Source organism: Methanoregula boonei 6A8 (assembly GCF_000017625.1).
GTDB lineage: Archaea > Halobacteriota > Methanomicrobia > Methanomicrobiales > Methanospirillaceae > Methanoregula > Methanoregula boonei.
Window position 1 is genome coordinate 82,299 of record NC_009712.1, and the last position, 15,370, is coordinate 97,668.

The following is a 15,370-nucleotide window of genomic DNA, read 5'->3' on the forward strand; positions in this document are numbered from 1 at the left end:
TTCCGGCACAAATCAGGGGGTGAGGAACAAAATGGCTGAGGGTTTTGGATCGGGCGACAACGCTTCCCGGCGCAGCCGGATCATCCTTTCTTCAAAGACAAAAATGCAGGTCCGGGACCTTGTCGGGAAATGTGAGTACTGCGGTTGCATGTCCGATGAACTTGAGGTTTTTTTGCTGGGGATGCTCTCCAGTTCCCTTCACCGGCCAGAAGAGAACCCGGCCCATCTCCTGGTGGTCCTCTGCCCGGAGCATTTCCGTGAGGCTACCAAAGGAAAACTCCTGAAACCTGCCCTGCGATCGAAGATCGCAAAGCGCCCGGATAAGCTCAAAAAAGCCCTGCGGTCTCTTCTGCAGAAACACGACCGGACCTATGAAGGAACCAATGTCCGCGAGACCCATGACCCGAACCGGTTCACGGTCGGGGCGTTTTTAAAAGAAAACCAAAAGGATCGCTGATCCCGGGGACAATACAGCAAGGCCTCCCGGGTGGCCGGTGTTTACGGTTCGCACTCTTCCGGCTCGTCTTCCGCAACCGGCTTTTTTACCGCCTTGTCCGAGACGATCATGCTGTTTCCCATCGGGTCCTGGAGGATAAGCGTCATGGGCAGCTTCCCGGCCTTGATGCTCGCGATCCGCTCCAGGAGGACGCGCCCGTTCTCCTTCTCGGTCTCGTCGCCGTCCCGTATTCCGGCATGTATGGCCTGGGCGATCCGGTCGAGCACCCCTTCGACATTGGACACAAAGCCCTCGCAGGCCGGGCCGGGATCGATCCGGACGCCCAGTTCCGGCACTTCGAGGTGTGCGGTCATGCTCCGTACCACGCGCACGTCGAGGTCGTCACGGGTTTCCACGGCAAGTTCGTACCGGGTCGGATCGGCGTTTTTGAGGAGCTGCGTGTCCACATACCGGTACCCGCATGCCGGGCAGATAGCAGAGATGATGAGGATATCAGAAAAATAGGGGATATTTTCCGTCTGGTAGAGGTATTCTATTTCGGTATTGCAATAGGGACACGGCCCCGGGACAACGGTACGCACCGCGTTATGCCCCGCCAATCTTGTCGCGCGAGATCTTGACCGACATCGGGGTAAGGACTACGTATCTCTGGTCCCCAAGGCCGATGATATCCCCGTTGACATCCTTTGCAACTTCTTTTAGATCCTTTAAGACCCGCTCGTACGAGATCTTGTCCATCTTGAGACGGGAGATATCGACGATCACGATGTTGCCGTTGTATACCTCATCCTTGACCCGGGGCGTGTCCTTGAGGTCGCCGATTGTGGCGATCTTGACCAGAAGTGCGGGGGCGTCCCGGCCGTGCTCCTCGTATGAACTGAGGTCCAGTTCCATATACTCGTCGTCGGAACTGGTGGAATTTTTCCCTAAAAGTGTATCAAAGATCTTAACCATAAAAAAACTGTACGAAGAAAATTATTTAATAGTATCGATGTAAAAGGCGGAAATGGCCCTGTTTTCCCCCCGCCTTTCTCATTTCAGAAAAGCTACAGTTCAAGATTCCAGAGTTCGTCGCCGACATGGTGGAAATTCTTGCACATCTTTCCCTGTGCGCTCGCCCGGATTGCCGCCCCGTCCAGGAGCGCGACCCCGATAGCGAGGGGCTTTTTGTGCCGCTCGTCCACGATCTGGACCGGGCCGCCTGCTGCCACATCATCGCTGACTGCGACAATGCCCGGCCGCATCACATCGGCCCCGTTTACCACGTACGGGATCGCCCCGGCGTCAACGGTCACCATCCGCTCGGGAAACGGGCACTGCACCGCCCCTTTGAGCGTGGGAAAGGCCCATTCGCCCGTATCCATCAGGAGCGGTTTTTTGTTCACGAGGAAGATGGCGATATCCGAGGAGGTTTCCAGGATCTCGATCATGTCGGAACGGAAGAGCGCTGCCGAGGGGCCGATCTGGAGTGTGAGCCGGCTAAAGAGATCCTCTACCTGGCTTTTTCTGATAGAATGCCGCTTTTTTGCGATGATCTTTTTCATTGTCCTTTCTACCATCTCCCGTGCAAGGGCTAATAATTTTCCCGGGCCCGCAAGCCGGCCTTTTTTTAGCTGCCAGAAACCTTCTTGTCCCTTGCCGCTCTACGCTATGTTTAAGTAGAGTGCTCACGCACATATATTACTCCAGAGCGATGGTAACACAGGGGATAAGTATGACCAAGAGACCGTTGGATATTTTGGATCTGGTGCTGAACCGCCAGCCCGTTATCGTCTCCCTCAAAGGAGGAAGAGAGATCCGGGGAGTTCTTCAAGGGTATGACGTTCACATGAACCTCGTCCTTGACAAGGCTGAAGAGACAGAGAACGGGCAGGTTGTTAAAGTAGGCACGCTTATCGTCCGCGGGGACAACGTGATCTATATCTCTCCATCGCTGGAATCATAAGGTGAAAAAGCATGTCAAAAGGCACTCCGTCAATGGGCAAGATGAACAAGATGACCCACATCGCCTGCCGGCGCTGTGGCAGGATCTCGTTCCACGCCCAGAAAAAAGTCTGCTCTTCCTGTGGGTTTGGAAGAAGCACCAAGATGCAGAGCTTCAAGTGGGACACCAAGCGGCCGAAAACCCCGACGCATTAAGAGCAGTACCATGTGTGGTATCGTTGGCATCGTCGATGCTGGCGGTGTTTCCATCCAGCTCTACTATGCCCTGTATGCACTCCAGCATCGTGGCCAGGAGAGCGCCGGAATATCCACGTTTGACGGCACAAGTCTCCGCAAGTTCAAGGGACAGGGCCTTGTTGCCGACGTTTTTTCTCCTGCTGTTTTAAAAGATTTGAAAGGCACGGCCGGTGTCGGTCATGTGCGGTACCCGACCACCGGTTCAAACCTGCCGGAAAATATCCAGCCCTTAAATTTCCAGTTCCAGGAGCACTTCATTTCCGTTGCCCATAACGGGAACCTGGTCAACACCTGCGATATCCGGCGGGAGTACGAGCAGGCCGGCCAGATCTTTACCACCACCACTGACACGGAGATCATTGCAAAGATCCTCATCCAGGAGATCAGCACCTCGGGTTCGGTGGAGGATGCAGTCCAGCTTTGCATGAAACGGATGCAGGGCTCGTACTCGGTTGTGATCATGATCGACGGCGTCATCTACGCGTTCCGCGATCCGCTGGGAATCAAGCCGTTCTGCCTGGGAAAGATCGAGCACGGGTATATCGTGGCATCCGAGAGCGTGGCGATCGATGCGCTGGGTGGAAAATTCCTGCGCGATATCCGGCCAGGCGAGCTGATCCGGATGGATGGCGACGGGGTAAAGTGCACGCAGATCGCAGTAGCCGGGCGGTGTGCCCACTGCATCTTCGAGTACATCTATTTTGCCCGGGCAGATGCCGTTATCGACGGGGTGCTTGTATACGACGTGCGGCGGACCATTGGCCAGAAACTCCATGAAGAGGCTCCGGTATCTGCAGACTCGGTCTGCTCGGTGCCGGACTCCGGTACCGCATACGCAATCGGGTACGCTGAACGATCCCGGATTCCCTTTGTGGAGAGCCTCATGAAGAACCGGTACATGGGCCGGACCTTCATCATGCCCACCCAGAAAGAGCGCGAACGGGCGGTCCGGATCAAGCTCAACCCGATCCCGGCTCACCTCAAGGACAAATCGATCGTGCTGGTCGATGACAGCATCGTACGGGGGACAACCTCAAAGAGGATCATCGAGATGATGCGGGACGCCGGTGCACAGGAGATCCATATGCGGATTGGGTCGCCTGCGATCAAGGCCCCCTGCTATCTCGGTGTGGATATGCCCACGCGAAAGGAGCTGATCGCAAGCGACAAGATAGAAGAAGAGGTCCGCCGCTCGATCACGGCTACATCCCTGCACCATATCTCGCTTGATGCGCTGGTAAAAGCGATCGGGTTTGACCGCGAGGATCTCTGCACGGGCTGCCTGACCGGCTGTTACCCGCTCTTAATTGACGGAGAAACTGCAAACCCCCGCCTGGTAAACTTCGTGGACGTGACATTCCAGTCACGGCTCGAGTCGTTCGAAGCCGAGACCACGTAAATCCGGATCATCCGCTCCTTTTTTGGTACTGTTACTCTGCAGGGCGCTCACCTTTTTTGCCCGTCCCGGGAAATGCGGTATATACGCGAAGGAAGATGCATGGAACATATCAAAAAGGCCTTTGACGCGGTGGCTACCGAGTACGATGCACAGCGCGAGCATGTCATCCCCGATATGCGGAACTATTACGGTGCTGCGGTCTGGGCAGCAGAGAGCCCCTCTCAAGCCCCCGCAATTCTTGATGTGGGGGCGGGGACCGGGCTGCTCTCCGCTCTTCTCCTGGAAAAATACCCGGGAGCAGCGATCACTCTGCTCGATATATCAGAGAAGATGCTCGCTGTCGCAGAGGAGCGATTTTCCAAAAAAGAGAACGTCAGCTTCCGGACCGGGGATTATGCGCAGGCAGATCTCGGCGGGCCCTACGACCTTGTCTGTTCCGCGCTCTCGATCCATCACCTTGAACCCGGCGACAAGCGCCGGCTCTTTTTGAAGATCTACCGGGCCCTCTCCCCGGGCGGGATCTTTGTCAACGCCGACCAGGCCGAGGGTGAGACACCGTATTTTTCAGAGCGGTACCTTGCGTACTGGAATGATTTCCTTGCAAACGGGCCGCTTTCTGCGCACGAGCATGCCGAGATCTTAAAACGCCGCAATACGCTTGACAAAAACGAGAAACTCTCGGTCCAGCTCGCATGGCTCCGCGAGGCAGGATTTTCCGATGTCGATGTAGTGTACCGGAACCGGACATTTATTGTGACGGTGGCAGGGAAGGCCTGAACGGTTCGGCGGCAATGTCCCGGGAAAAAAATTCCCTCACCTTTTCCATAAGAAAGGTGCGTATATACCCGCTTGTCCCACGGGTCTCCGGTGAGTCCCCGCATGAACGTTTCCGGATGTGTCCTTGTCTTTTTGATTGCCCTGCTCGGCCTCTGCCTGATCTTCCCGGCCCATGTGGCGTAAGGAACGCCCGCACAAAAAGATACTGCCGTGTCCAGCAGGAAAACGACAAAAGAAAATAGCGAGGGATGGATTTGAACCATCGATCTACGGGTTATGAGCCCGTCGGGATATCCTGACTACCCTACCTCGCTTCCAGACTTAATCAGGGTTATAATATAGACGACTGGCGCAGATATACTTTACTGGATCGGGACCGGCTTTTGTGTCCCGTTCGCTAGATTCAATTAGCAGCGCCGCCTTATTCACCAGTATGGACGATAACGAGCTGGAACGGGTCCGGGAGAAGCGGATGGCTGAACTCAAAGGGAAGCTGGAACGCCAGGGCGCAGGAGGCAGGGTTATCCCGGTGGATCAGCTCCATATGGAAGAGCTCCTCAAGACCCACCCGGCTCTTGTGATCGATTTCTGGGCGGAGTGGTGCGGGCCGTGCCGGAAGATTGCCCCTGCAATCGAGGAGCTTGCCGGGGAGTTTGCCGGGAAAGTGACGTTTGGGAAATGCAACACGGACGAGAACCAGCAGCTGGCCATGCAGCTCAATATTTCAGCGATTCCAAATATCGTCTTCTTCTCGCACGGCAAGATGGTAGACCGGGTAATCGGTGCGTATCCCAAGGAAGCGATCCGGGAGAAGGTTATCCGAAACTTCCCTTGAAAAAAGAACAAAAAACGGGCCGGTGATAGTTGGCCCGTCAAAACCTGTTTTAAAAAAAAATTATTCGCAGTATGGATCGTTGATGAACTCTTCGTACACTTTTTTGGGCGGTTTGCCCCCGCGGTGGTGCCCGCCCCGGTTCTGCCGCTGGCGTGATTCTTCGCGGTCTTCCTCATCCTCATCAGCGGCTGCACCAGCAGCACCCTCAGCGCCGGCCCCGGGTGGTGCCTGCTGGGGCGGCCGCTCTTCCTGTGCGGGGCGGGGCTGCTGCTGTGGCCGGTGATCCGGCCGGTGGTGGCGGAAGGGCCGCCGGTTATGGTGCTGCTGCTGCGGCTGTTCCGCGTGTGTCTCCTCAGCCATAGGTATCAGCTATCATACGGGTTTGGAATACAGAAATACCTTGTTATGTTCGGCCCGCAGTCCCCGGAAGCGCAAAGGAGACGGCGCTTATTCGCCGGTGTACAGGGTGCCTTCCTGGATCTCGACAATAAGGGCTCCAAGCTCTTCAACAACCTTGAGCAGTTCCGGGCCGGAAACCACTGATGGCCTGATCGTGTCGAACTCGCCGATGCACAGCGTCCATGCATTTCCCCAGACCTCGAAGCGGAACAGGTTCTTCTTCCACAGGAGACCGGCGATAACAAGGATGATACCGAGAATTACGCACGCTACACCTCCACCAAGAGCCGGCAGGCTTCCCCCGGTAAGGCCAATCACGGTGGCAAGCGCCCCGGCAAGGAGCAGGAAGACTCCGAGCACGACTGCTGCCGGGCGGCTTCGCGCAGACTGGACCACTCCGACCCCTTTGATATCGGCGATTGCCGCATGCTGGTAGATCGACTCCGACTGCGGATTAAAAAAACTCCTGACCGTGGAATACGCAATAAGCCTCTTGTTGGTCACCGCTATCCCGATCTTGGCCCTGACCGGGAAGTACATCCGCAGGCCGTCGTACTCCTTGATCAGGGTCTCGTTCTGGGCAAAACCGATAAAGTTACGGATATCCGTCATCTTCCGCACACCCCTATACCAGTATCGTTGGTGAATACCTGTAACAAAAGTTGCGGTCGGATAAAAATGAACACCTATATACATCAAAGTCTCATTCGTATCATCAGATCCGATTCAAAAGTCCATGTCCAACGTTACCACCCTTCTTGATGCCAAAAGCGTTCCCGAGGCCAAGGCTGCACTCGTCTGCCCGTTGCGCAACGAGACATACAGTTACCGGGAACTCAGGGACGAGATGAACCGGATTGGGTGCGGCCTTTCCGGTCTGGGAATACAAAAGGGGGACCGTGTCTGCATCTACCTTGACAGTTCTCCCGAATACCTGATCAGCTATTTTGCGATCTGGCGGATCGGTGCGGTTGCTGTCCCGGCCAACAGCGTGTACCAGGCAGAAGAACTGCTGCACGTGGTCAGGGATGCCGGTGCCCGTGCAATTATCACAGATATTCGGGGTGCACCGGTGGCAGGGGCAGTGCAGGAGAAGGCCCCGGGCCTTGCGCATATTATCTGTGTGGCCGGTCCCGGAAACACCGATGCCATGCCCGGGGATGCTGTTGCCTGGTCGTCCTTTCCTGCGGTCCCGGCATCGGTGCGGGCGGCCAACTGCGCGATGGACGATCTCTGCCATATCCAGTACACCGCCGGGACCACCGGGAAGCCCAAGGGCGCAATGCTCTCGCACGGCAACTGGATGACGGCGCTCGATGCGGAACGCGAGGCCCTCCGGCTCCGGCCGGACGATGTGTATCTCGGGATCTACCCGATGGGGCACGTGGGGCTCTCGTGGGGGCTTGCGGTGCTCCGGGCCGGGGGAACGTTTGTGATGATGGAGCGTTTCAACCCCGCCGAGTACCTCGCGCTTGCCGGGCGGTACAAGGTAACTGTGCTCGCCGGTATGCCACCGGTGATCCACACGCTCGTCCATGCAGAGCCGGGAATCGAAGAACACCTCCGGACCGTCCGGGTGATCATCTCGGGCGGGGGCCAGCTGCTTCCCTCGGTCTGGGCGGCGTTCGACAAACGGTTCCACATCCCGGTGGCCAACTCCTACGGCCTCTCCGAGACGATCGTGATCGGATCGGGCACCACCACCCTGCCGGAGTACCCGCACCTCACGAAGAATTACCAGAGCGTAGGGGTTGCGGTCGGGTACACCGAGGTCAGGATCGTGGACGTGGACGACCCGGAAAAGGAGCTGGGGCCCGGGGAGGCCGGGGAGATTGCCCTTCGCGGGCCTTCGGTTGCAAAAGGCTACTGGAACCTGCCCGAGGCTACTGCGACTGTGTTCCGGCATGACGGCTGGTTTTTGACCGGGGATATCGGGTACATCGATGAGGAGGGTATCCTCTACATCACCGACCGGAAAAAGGACATGATCATCATGTCGGGCTGGAAGATCTACCCGACAGAGGTGGAGAATGTGATTGTCCAGCACCCGGCCGTTGCGGACGTGGCAGTCTTCGGTGTCCCGGACGAGCGCCGGGGGGAATCCCCGGTAGCGGCGGTGGTCTTAAAAGCCGGAGCCGCGCTTGCAGAACCGGAGTTCGAGACATTCTGCCGGCAGCACCTTGCCGGGTACAAGGTTCCGCGGACACTGGTCATTGTCGATGATCTCCCCCGGGTGCACGGCTGGAAACTCCTGCGCCGGACCCTGCGGGAAAAATTTGGGAAAATGCCAGCCTGATTGAAAATTGCACGGAAATTTTGCGACCGACAGGGCGGACCCTTCCACAAACCTTTTTAAATACGCCGTTTAAAATATTAGTCCGGAGCAGCTCGGCGTGGACACAAAATCCCAGATCGTTGATATCCCGATCTCCGTTAAGCCAAAGAAGCGTTCTACCGGTATCGTGGGTCTCAACCTTCTTTTAGATGGCGGTTTCCCGGCAGGTACAATTGTCATGGTGTACGGGACGCCGATCTCGGGAGTCGAGCTTGCAGCAATGCAGTTCTGGAAGGTAGAGGGCGAAGAGGGCACCTACCTGATGAACGACGGGGATGTGGAGGTGGGGATGCAGGATGTTGCCGAACTCCACCCGGACATGTACCTGCCCCAGATGGTTGGCGGCCGGATTGTCATCGATTCGTATTCCGCGATCGTTATCCGGTACGGGATCGATGCCGCCCTTAAGTTCCTGAAGCATGCACGCGAGAGCATGCGGGAACGCGGCGCAAACATGATGTTTATCGTCTATACCAATGTCCACACCCCGGTGGAGATCACAAGGATCATGCGTGCGGCCGACATTGTTATCGAACTCAAAACCGATGTCCACCAGAGCGAGATCGAGCGGACGCTTGCCGTGCACAAGATCCGCGATGCCGCTGCCCCCCAGCGTCTTTTACCCTTCATCATCACCGAGCGGGGGATCGAGGCGTCCACTACATCGAGAGTGGTGTAAGATCCTTAGGGATCGGTTCTTTTTTCAAGATTGTTCTATACCGGGGGTCAGGCAATCCACAAACGAACGAGCACTCGCCCCCTCGCGCTCGACGGGTGGCACGGCCACACCCGTCTCGCTAGGGGGAACAACCGGAGATCCTAATTTCCAGTTTTTCATCAGATGTCCCGGGCCCTCTCGAAAATTATCGACCCTCCTAATCAGAGGGAAGATACTGCCACACCGAGACGGTTATATCCGGTAAAAGAGGAATGATCCGACCGTGCTGTATTTCAGACGCCCTCCTACATCATTAACATTAAAGTGTGGGAGGGAACTCGGTGGTGATGCAGCAGAGAGGCATACGATAGTGTAACTGTTGTAAGATGCATCTATTCTAGGCTTTCCGACTCCCTTTAGAATAAACCTCTATTATTTCTTTTATTTTTTTTAGAAGATCCACTCATTTCACGAATTACCGTTTGGGAATCTTTTCTGCCGTCATTAGAAATTGCCTTCTGTATTTGCCCTTTCGTGGTTTTTGGTGGCATAATTGAGAGTGTTTTTGAAGAATAATAATCTTTTTGAGCTCATATATATTTCACAGAATTAGCAAAAAAATGTTAACGATTAAGTTATTTTTTAGGTGTACATTCAACGGTTATTTTACTAATTTCAATTGTATCATTAAAACGCGATTTGAGTATTTTGAATATATCCGATTCAGTAGAATGAAGTTTGAGTAATTTTATAACTTCATTCGGATCAAATATAGCTACAGATTGATTCGGGTGATCCACAGATTCGACAATTATATCACCATCACCATATACGTGCATTGTGTATTTTCCAGAACGTTATTTTATAGTCATAAATATGCATTATTAACCTACGTATATAAATTATAATCTTTCTTGTTAAATTTTAAGGAAAAAATCGCGATATCAAGATTGATACTTTCTTTTCATAATTGCAAAATTGTTATAATAATGGCAAAAGATAGGCCCATATACAATTAATTATAGCAGAATTCATCTACAATAGATTCCAACAAAGTATTATAAAAAGAAAGATATATTTTATCGGAAACCAAATATGAATTATGTCATCAAATGGAATTAAAAATGGCTTAAACGTTCCTCAAAAAATTGATGAAATTACTCGAAAAAAGCAAATTGAGCAAATTACTTTAGAATTAAATTTAGAATCAATGGTTTTAACTGGGGTAAGCGTTGCATCAGCTGTAGAGGTAGGTTTTATTGGAATTTTAGGTCCTTCAGATATAAGGACAATTTGTATTTCAATAGGATTTATTATTTTAATGTGCGTAATATATTATCAATACAAATGTAAATTAGCAAAAATCAAAGAAATTTTTAGAAACTAATTTTTTGATTTCTCACAGTTAAAAATGTGTTATCCCGGAAAACGCTCGCCTCTCCCCTCCATCATGATCGGCAACCCCGACCTCCAAAAAATTTGGTCACCCCCCTCCCCCACTTTACGCTCCGCAAAAAAAATTGATCGGACCGATCAATTTCAAAATCGGTCGGGGTCACCCCATTTGTTCCAGTGTTATTGCGTGTGCTTCCACTGGAGGTTCAGGCGAGCGGATTTGGTCGGTCCGATCAAATTCAAAATCGATCGGTCCGACCGTTTTCAAAAATGGTCGGGGCGACCCTCCGCACACATGGATCAAAGGTAGCCCCCTCCCCCCCATTGTATGGTCCGCAAAAAAATTGGTCGGACCGATTGATCGCAAAAACGATCGGCCCGGCTCTGTGCTCATGCAGCTGGATGGCCCCGTTTTCCTAAAAATTGTCCGGCTCAGTTGCGGAAGATTTTCAAAAAAAGTTCCGGGCATGAGCTGAGAGTTTCAAAAAAAATCCGGTTGCGATTCGGCGAGTCCGGGCAAATTCCTGCCCGTCCTGCAGGAGCGAGGGTGTATCCACCCCCCCAGGGACCTGATCTGAGATACACTATTCCGGGCCCGTATTGAGCCCGGATTACCCTTTTCCGGATTCCAGCGGTTCCCAACGGAGCCCGTATCGGGCTCCGTTTAAAAACAAGCCCGTATTGGCCGTATTTTTCCAATCGGACGAAATAAAAAGTTCTCATAAACGCGTTTTACGGGCCGATCTCAGTCAAAACAGGCAATTGTCCGATCCCGGAAAAAGATGCTGCCGGATTGGCCGCTATTGCCCGCCAAAGGGCATTATATGGGGCCCAATTTGGGCTTATTTTGGCAAATAAATCGATTTAAATGCGTATTTTCCATGCGAACCGAAAAGGAGCGTTTTACGGGCGTATTTTTCGGGTTTTCCCGGGGAGAACGGTTATGAGATTTCGGCATATGTCTTATTGATCAGCCCGAAGTTTCGGGACATTAATTGACGATGCATCAGCTCTTTCCACGGTCTTTGTTTTTTTTAGGAAAAGATCGGATTGCGATCTTTAAGGATTTTCAAAAAGAACGGATCGCGAGCTTGAGAATTCCGGAAAAAGAGCGATTCAGCTGCCGGGGATTTTCAAAAATGTTTGATCACGCAGATGAGGATTTCAAAGAAAGAGTGAGTTCAGAGCTTGCGGATTCCGGAACGTCTTAGTTACTCCGCGGCCTTTTTGTCCATAATGTCTTAATATACCAAAAAGGCTAAAATGTACATTTGGCCCATAAAAAGGTGACCGGGAAAATATGACAGATGTAATGGACAAACGTGCCGAGCTGACCGAGAAGGTCATGGTGTCTGCGGAGATCAAGCAGGTACTCTATTCATACAAAAAGCCCGGGGAACGGCTCGGGGATGTTGTCGACCGGCTTATCCGGGACCGGAAGCGGGACGAGTTTATCGAGCACCTTGACCGTATTGCCCGGGAGGGGGATTTCGTACCTCTTGACAGCGATCCCGAAATAGCAGCGATCAAAAAAGAGGCAGCACGTGCAGGTAAACATCGACAAAAAAGCATTGCAGTACATTAACAACCTGCCCGCCAAGGATCGCAGGATTGTAAAAACCCATCTGCTCCTGCTTGAGGACCCGCGTACCGCGCCGGATGTCGAATTGCTGGAAAACGGGCATTGCCGGATGCACATCTCCCACTCCTATACGGCTTTTTTCGATGTCCTTCCCGGTGGGATCGTACATATTCTGGAGGTCATGACCATTGAGGAAGCGCACAAGCGGTACAAGCGTTTCCGGTAATGCGGCCCCGTCGCGACGATCGCCCGGTCCCCCGGGACCGGAGGTGCGAGTGGCGAGGCAGATCTCAAAAACATATTTTCACTGAAAATGATTTTTCCGGAAAAAAGGTTAACTTAGCAACCGGGTTTTATCATTAATGGCATTTACAGCGCGAGCCGTACTTCCCGGGCCGCTTCTGCCATGTTCTTGAGTTTCCAGAACGCGGATTCCCGGGACCGCATCCGCAGGCCGCAGTCGGGATCGACAAGCATCGCTTTTGCCCCAAAAATTTCGACGCCTTTCTCGATCCGTTTTTTGATCTCCGCAACCGTTTCCACCGCTTCGGACGTGGAATCCACACAGCCGTACCCAATCATCCGGCCCGCGAGATCCCGGGAGCCAAAGAGGGCGAGGTTGGCTGGGTTTTTCGAGAACTCGAAGTCGAGCACGTGCACGTTGATCTTTAAGATATCGTCGATAACGTTTCCGAGCCCGCCGCAGACATGCATGCAGGTCGGGATCTTGACTGCACCCGCGATGGCCTCAATGGCCTGCTTTCCCACAGCAAGATCGGCAACCCCGGTCGAGAAGATCGGCTCATCGATCTGGAGAAGCGTGACGCCGGCCGCTTCCAGGTGCTTTGCCTCAACGGCAAGGGCCGCTGCAAGGTCGGGCACCAGCTCTTCCTTGTTCCGGTACATCGGCGTGCCGATGTGGAGGCCGTGGGCAATGGATGACGGGCCGGTGAGGACGCCCTTGACATACGGGCTCTTGGATCGTGCGTATTTCGCGTCGCCGGCGGTGATTGCACCCGAGGCCGGCTGGACTTTCCCTACAACGTCCTGTCCCTTGATCCCGGGCAGCCGTGCAGTAAAGAGCGGGATCATATCGTTTCGCACCTGGCCGTCGGAGATGATATCGATGCCGGCATTCACCTGGTCGGCAACCGCGGTCTCTACTGCGGCCTTGAAGGGATCGAAAAAGGAGGAAATGCCCGAGCCTTTCACCACGGGGTAGCTCCCGACCACCGTTGTCGCTAAGACCTTGTTGACGAAGTACGCTTTCATGGCACGAGGCGGTGCATGTCACGCGGGAAGAGGACGGCTTCGCGGACATTTGAGAGTCCGAGCATGGTCATAATCAGCCGTTCTGCGCCAAGACCCCATCCTGCATGGGGCGGCATCCCGTACCGGAACGGGCGCAGGTAGAATTCGAAGCTCTCGGGGTTGAGGCCCTTTTTCTTGATCTGCTGCACGAGAAGATCGTACTGGTGGACGCGCTGTGCCCCGCTGGAGAGTTCCATTCTCGGGTGCATGAGGTCGAACGCCTTGCAGATGGAGGGGTCGTCCTCGTACGGCATCGCGTAGTACGGCCGGATCTCGGTGGGCCAGTCCACAATGAAGTAGTGGGCGCCCATCTCGTCGCCGATCGCGTGCTCTGCCGCGGCAGAAATATCGTCGCCGTACTTGATCGGCTCGCCGGATTTCTTCTGGGCAATCCCGATTGCCTCGCCGTACGGCAGCCGGGTAAAGGGGGCCTTTGGCACGGCAAAATTGTCGATCTCAAGGTTTGCAATCTGGGTGCTGCAGGTCTTGTTCACGTACTCATAGGTAGTGACGATCAGGTGTTCGAGCGTCTTCATTACGTCATGGTGGTCGGCAAACGAGACCTCGATATCGATACTGGTGGCTTCGTTGAGGTGCTTGGTGGTGTTGTGCTCCTCGGCCCGGAAGATTGGCCCGATCTCGTACACCTTCTCAAAGCCGCCGGCCATCATCATCTGCTTATAGAGCTGCGGGCTCTGGTTGAGGAATGCTTCCTTGTCGAAGTACGCGATCGGGAAAAGCTCGGTCCCGCCCTCGGTTGCTGCGGCAACAATCTTCGGGGTGGTGATGCTGATAAAGCCCTCTTTGTGGAGGAACTCGTTGACCGCAAAGAGCGCTGCGCTGCGGATCTGGAAGACCGCGGCCACCCGGGGGCGCCGCACATCAAGGAACCGGGCATCAAGCCGGGTATCGAGCTCTACCCCGACTTTTTCCGAGACATCAAGGGGAAGCGGAGTTTCTGCGAGGTTGATGATCTCGAATTTGTCCGGGACAATCTCCCTGCCGCCCGGCGCTTTCTCCACTGCCTTTACCGTGCCGGCGATCCGGACCACGGACTCCCGCGAGACTTTCTTTGCGGCAAGAAGGACTTCTTCTGAGACTTTCTTTTTGGGGATGGTCACCTGGATGATCCCGGTACGGTCGCGGATCAAAAAGAACGCGAGTCCGCCAAGGTCCCTCTCCTCGTGGACCCATCCGCAGATCTCTGCATGGCCGCTTTGGGGTGTGACTGATTGTATGGGTATATGCATCAAAATCCTAGTACAATGGTACGGGAGGGATAATGGATTTTATGGGCGGATATCCTGCGGGTGTATATCCGGCTGAATCTCATGGGGTAAACCGGGAAGAAGAAGGATATTATCCCTCTGTGACGGGAAAAATCGTTCCACCCTTCATGTTTATCGCCCGTGCCGGAGAATAGGGTACTATGTCCGACCCGTCTCCCCACGCACCCGGCCACAAGCCGGGTGGCACGGCGCCTCATGCCAAACTCCTGCTGGGCATTATAGCCGGCCTTGTGATTGTCATTGCGGTTGTCGGCCTCCTGACGTTTACAATGTCGGTCTCCACCGATACCACGGGGGTTTCGCTCCCGTTTGCGAACCATTATTCGGTCTCCCTGCCGGACGGGAATGCGGTTACGATCGGCAGCAGCCGGATCGCGGTGATGGCATACAACGATTCTGTGACAACCGACGTTGACGGCAACCGCGAGCAGCTGGCGGTCGGCCAGACCCGGGTCATCAGCCCGCGGCACGCCACGATCTCGATATTCGGGATCCCGATCTTTTCCGCCGACTTCCAGCTCACGCTACAGTATCTGGGCTCGTCCGGCTCGCTGGACAACTTCGACCTCACCGTAGCAAGCTCGCAGAAGATCCCGTCCTTCCTGCTCGACCGGCTGATCCCGTCATCGGTAAAAGCAACGCAGGCGTAACGGGACATACCATTTCCCCCGGTTTTACTTTTTTCGCCGGGCTCCCGGGGCACCGGCAGCCGGACAATAACCTATAAAGCCTCTTTTTCTCCAATCTCTCTT

At 54.2% G+C, this 15,370-nt stretch carries 19 protein-coding genes and 1 tRNA gene; 12 read left to right on the plus strand and 8 right to left on the minus strand.

The annotated features are described in order from the left end of the window. The first annotated feature begins 31 nt into the window (after positions 1 to 31). Positions 32 to 457: a hypothetical protein gene (locus tag MBOO_RS00450; RefSeq protein WP_011991101.1), complete on the plus strand. Its 426-nt coding sequence runs from the start codon at positions 32 to 34 to the stop codon at positions 455 to 457. A gap of 41 nt (positions 458 to 498) precedes the next feature. Here the strand turns inward: MBOO_RS00450 and MBOO_RS00455 are convergent, their stop codons facing one another. The 3 genes from MBOO_RS00455 to MBOO_RS00465 all read right to left on the minus strand — a co-directional run bounded on the left by MBOO_RS00455 (position 499) and on the right by MBOO_RS00465 (position 2,001). Beyond that, positions 499 to 1,038, minus strand: coding sequence for a ZPR1 zinc finger domain-containing protein (locus MBOO_RS00455; RefSeq protein ID WP_011991102.1), 540 nt, complete (start codon positions 1,036 to 1,038; stop codon positions 499 to 501). Positions 1,039 to 1,042: 4 nt separating this feature from the next. Continuing rightward, positions 1,043 to 1,411: a cell division protein SepF gene (locus tag MBOO_RS00460; protein WP_011991103.1), complete on the minus strand. Its 369-nt coding sequence runs from the start codon at positions 1,409 to 1,411 to the stop codon at positions 1,043 to 1,045. Positions 1,412 to 1,503: 92 nt separating this feature from the next. After that, positions 1,504 to 2,001 carry an RNA-binding protein gene (locus tag MBOO_RS00465; protein ID WP_048068500.1) on the minus strand — a complete coding sequence of 166 codons (498 nt, stop codon included), beginning with the start codon at positions 1,999 to 2,001 and terminating at the stop codon, positions 1,504 to 1,506. Between the two features lie 170 nt (positions 2,002 to 2,171). Here MBOO_RS00465 and MBOO_RS00470 point away from each other — a divergent pair, with 170 nt between their 5' ends. From MBOO_RS00470 to MBOO_RS00485, 4 genes are all read left to right on the plus strand, one after another. Next, positions 2,172 to 2,402: an LSM domain-containing protein gene (locus tag MBOO_RS00470; RefSeq protein WP_011991105.1), complete on the plus strand. Its 231-nt coding sequence runs from the start codon at positions 2,172 to 2,174 to the stop codon at positions 2,400 to 2,402. A gap of 11 nt (positions 2,403 to 2,413) precedes the next feature. Continuing rightward, entirely contained in the window at positions 2,414 to 2,596 is a 183-nt protein-coding gene (locus MBOO_RS00475) for a 50S ribosomal protein L37e (RefSeq protein WP_011991106.1), read from the plus strand. 10 nt (positions 2,597 to 2,606) lie between these two features. After that, positions 2,607 to 4,037, plus strand: coding sequence for an amidophosphoribosyltransferase (gene purF / locus MBOO_RS00480; RefSeq protein WP_011991107.1), 1,431 nt, complete (start codon positions 2,607 to 2,609; stop codon positions 4,035 to 4,037). A gap of 99 nt (positions 4,038 to 4,136) precedes the next feature. Next, positions 4,137 to 4,814, plus strand: coding sequence for a class I SAM-dependent methyltransferase (locus MBOO_RS00485; protein WP_011991108.1), 678 nt, complete (start codon positions 4,137 to 4,139; stop codon positions 4,812 to 4,814). Between the two features lie 239 nt (positions 4,815 to 5,053). Here the strand turns inward: MBOO_RS00485 and MBOO_RS00490 are convergent. Then, a tRNA-Met gene (locus MBOO_RS00490) sits at positions 5,054 to 5,128 on the minus strand. Positions 5,129 to 5,247: 119 nt separating this feature from the next. On the opposite strand from MBOO_RS00490, the gene trxA reads away from it, so the two are divergent. Continuing rightward, positions 5,248 to 5,649 (plus strand): thioredoxin, encoded by a 402-nt coding sequence (gene trxA / locus MBOO_RS00495; protein ID WP_048068170.1) that lies wholly within the window; start codon positions 5,248 to 5,250, stop codon positions 5,647 to 5,649. 60 nt (positions 5,650 to 5,709) lie between these two features. On the opposite strand, the gene MBOO_RS00500 is transcribed toward trxA, so the two are convergent. Together MBOO_RS00500 and MBOO_RS00505 are read right to left on the minus strand one after the other, a co-directional pair. Further along, positions 5,710 to 6,009, minus strand: a complete 300-nt coding sequence (locus MBOO_RS00500; protein ID WP_011991110.1) for a hypothetical protein — start codon at positions 6,007 to 6,009, stop codon at positions 5,710 to 5,712. A gap of 87 nt (positions 6,010 to 6,096) precedes the next feature. Then, on the minus strand, positions 6,097 to 6,660 hold the full coding sequence (locus MBOO_RS00505; protein WP_011991111.1) for a hypothetical protein: 564 nt from the start codon (positions 6,658 to 6,660) through the stop codon (positions 6,097 to 6,099). Positions 6,661 to 6,784: 124 nt separating this feature from the next. On the opposite strand from MBOO_RS00505, the gene MBOO_RS00510 reads away from it, so the two are divergent. The 5 genes from MBOO_RS00510 (at position 6,785) to MBOO_RS14030 (ending at position 12,244) form a co-directional block, all read left to right on the plus strand. Beyond that, a complete protein-coding gene (locus MBOO_RS00510) occupies positions 6,785 to 8,344 on the plus strand; it encodes a class I adenylate-forming enzyme family protein (RefSeq protein WP_011991112.1) in 1,560 nt (519 codons plus the stop codon). 97 nt (positions 8,345 to 8,441) lie between these two features. After that, positions 8,442 to 9,062 carry an RAD55 family ATPase gene (locus tag MBOO_RS00515; RefSeq protein WP_011991113.1) on the plus strand — a complete coding sequence of 207 codons (621 nt, stop codon included), beginning with the start codon at positions 8,442 to 8,444 and terminating at the stop codon, positions 9,060 to 9,062. A gap of 1,081 nt (positions 9,063 to 10,143) precedes the next feature. Then, positions 10,144 to 10,428: a hypothetical protein gene (locus MBOO_RS13685; protein ID WP_011991114.1), complete on the plus strand. Its 285-nt coding sequence runs from the start codon at positions 10,144 to 10,146 to the stop codon at positions 10,426 to 10,428. A gap of 1,308 nt (positions 10,429 to 11,736) precedes the next feature. Beyond that, on the plus strand, positions 11,737 to 12,021 hold the full coding sequence (locus tag MBOO_RS00525) for a hypothetical protein (protein WP_011991115.1): 285 nt from the start codon (positions 11,737 to 11,739) through the stop codon (positions 12,019 to 12,021). Beyond that, positions 11,981 to 12,244 carry a hypothetical protein gene (locus MBOO_RS14030; RefSeq protein WP_048068173.1) on the plus strand — a complete coding sequence of 88 codons (264 nt, stop codon included), beginning with the start codon at positions 11,981 to 11,983 and terminating at the stop codon, positions 12,242 to 12,244. The genes MBOO_RS00525 and MBOO_RS14030 overlap by 41 nt, the downstream gene beginning before the upstream one ends. A gap of 143 nt (positions 12,245 to 12,387) precedes the next feature. Here MBOO_RS14030 and MBOO_RS00535 read toward each other — a convergent pair whose 3' ends face one another. Together MBOO_RS00535 and aspS are read right to left on the minus strand one after the other, a co-directional pair. After that, positions 12,388 to 13,290 (minus strand): methionine synthase, encoded by a 903-nt coding sequence (locus MBOO_RS00535; RefSeq protein ID WP_011991116.1) that lies wholly within the window; start codon positions 13,288 to 13,290, stop codon positions 12,388 to 12,390. Next, on the minus strand, positions 13,287 to 14,579 hold the full coding sequence (aspS, locus tag MBOO_RS00540) for an aspartate--tRNA(Asn) ligase (RefSeq protein WP_011991117.1): 1,293 nt from the start codon (positions 14,577 to 14,579) through the stop codon (positions 13,287 to 13,289). Before aspS ends, MBOO_RS00535 begins: the two co-directional genes overlap by 4 nt. A gap of 179 nt (positions 14,580 to 14,758) precedes the next feature. Between aspS and MBOO_RS00545 the strand changes: the two genes are divergently transcribed. Beyond that, the gene (locus MBOO_RS00545) at positions 14,759 to 15,268 is read left to right on the plus strand and encodes a hypothetical protein (RefSeq protein WP_011991118.1); all 510 of its coding nucleotides are present in this window, start codon (positions 14,759 to 14,761) and stop codon (positions 15,266 to 15,268) included. Positions 15,269 to 15,370: the final 102 nt, after the last annotated feature.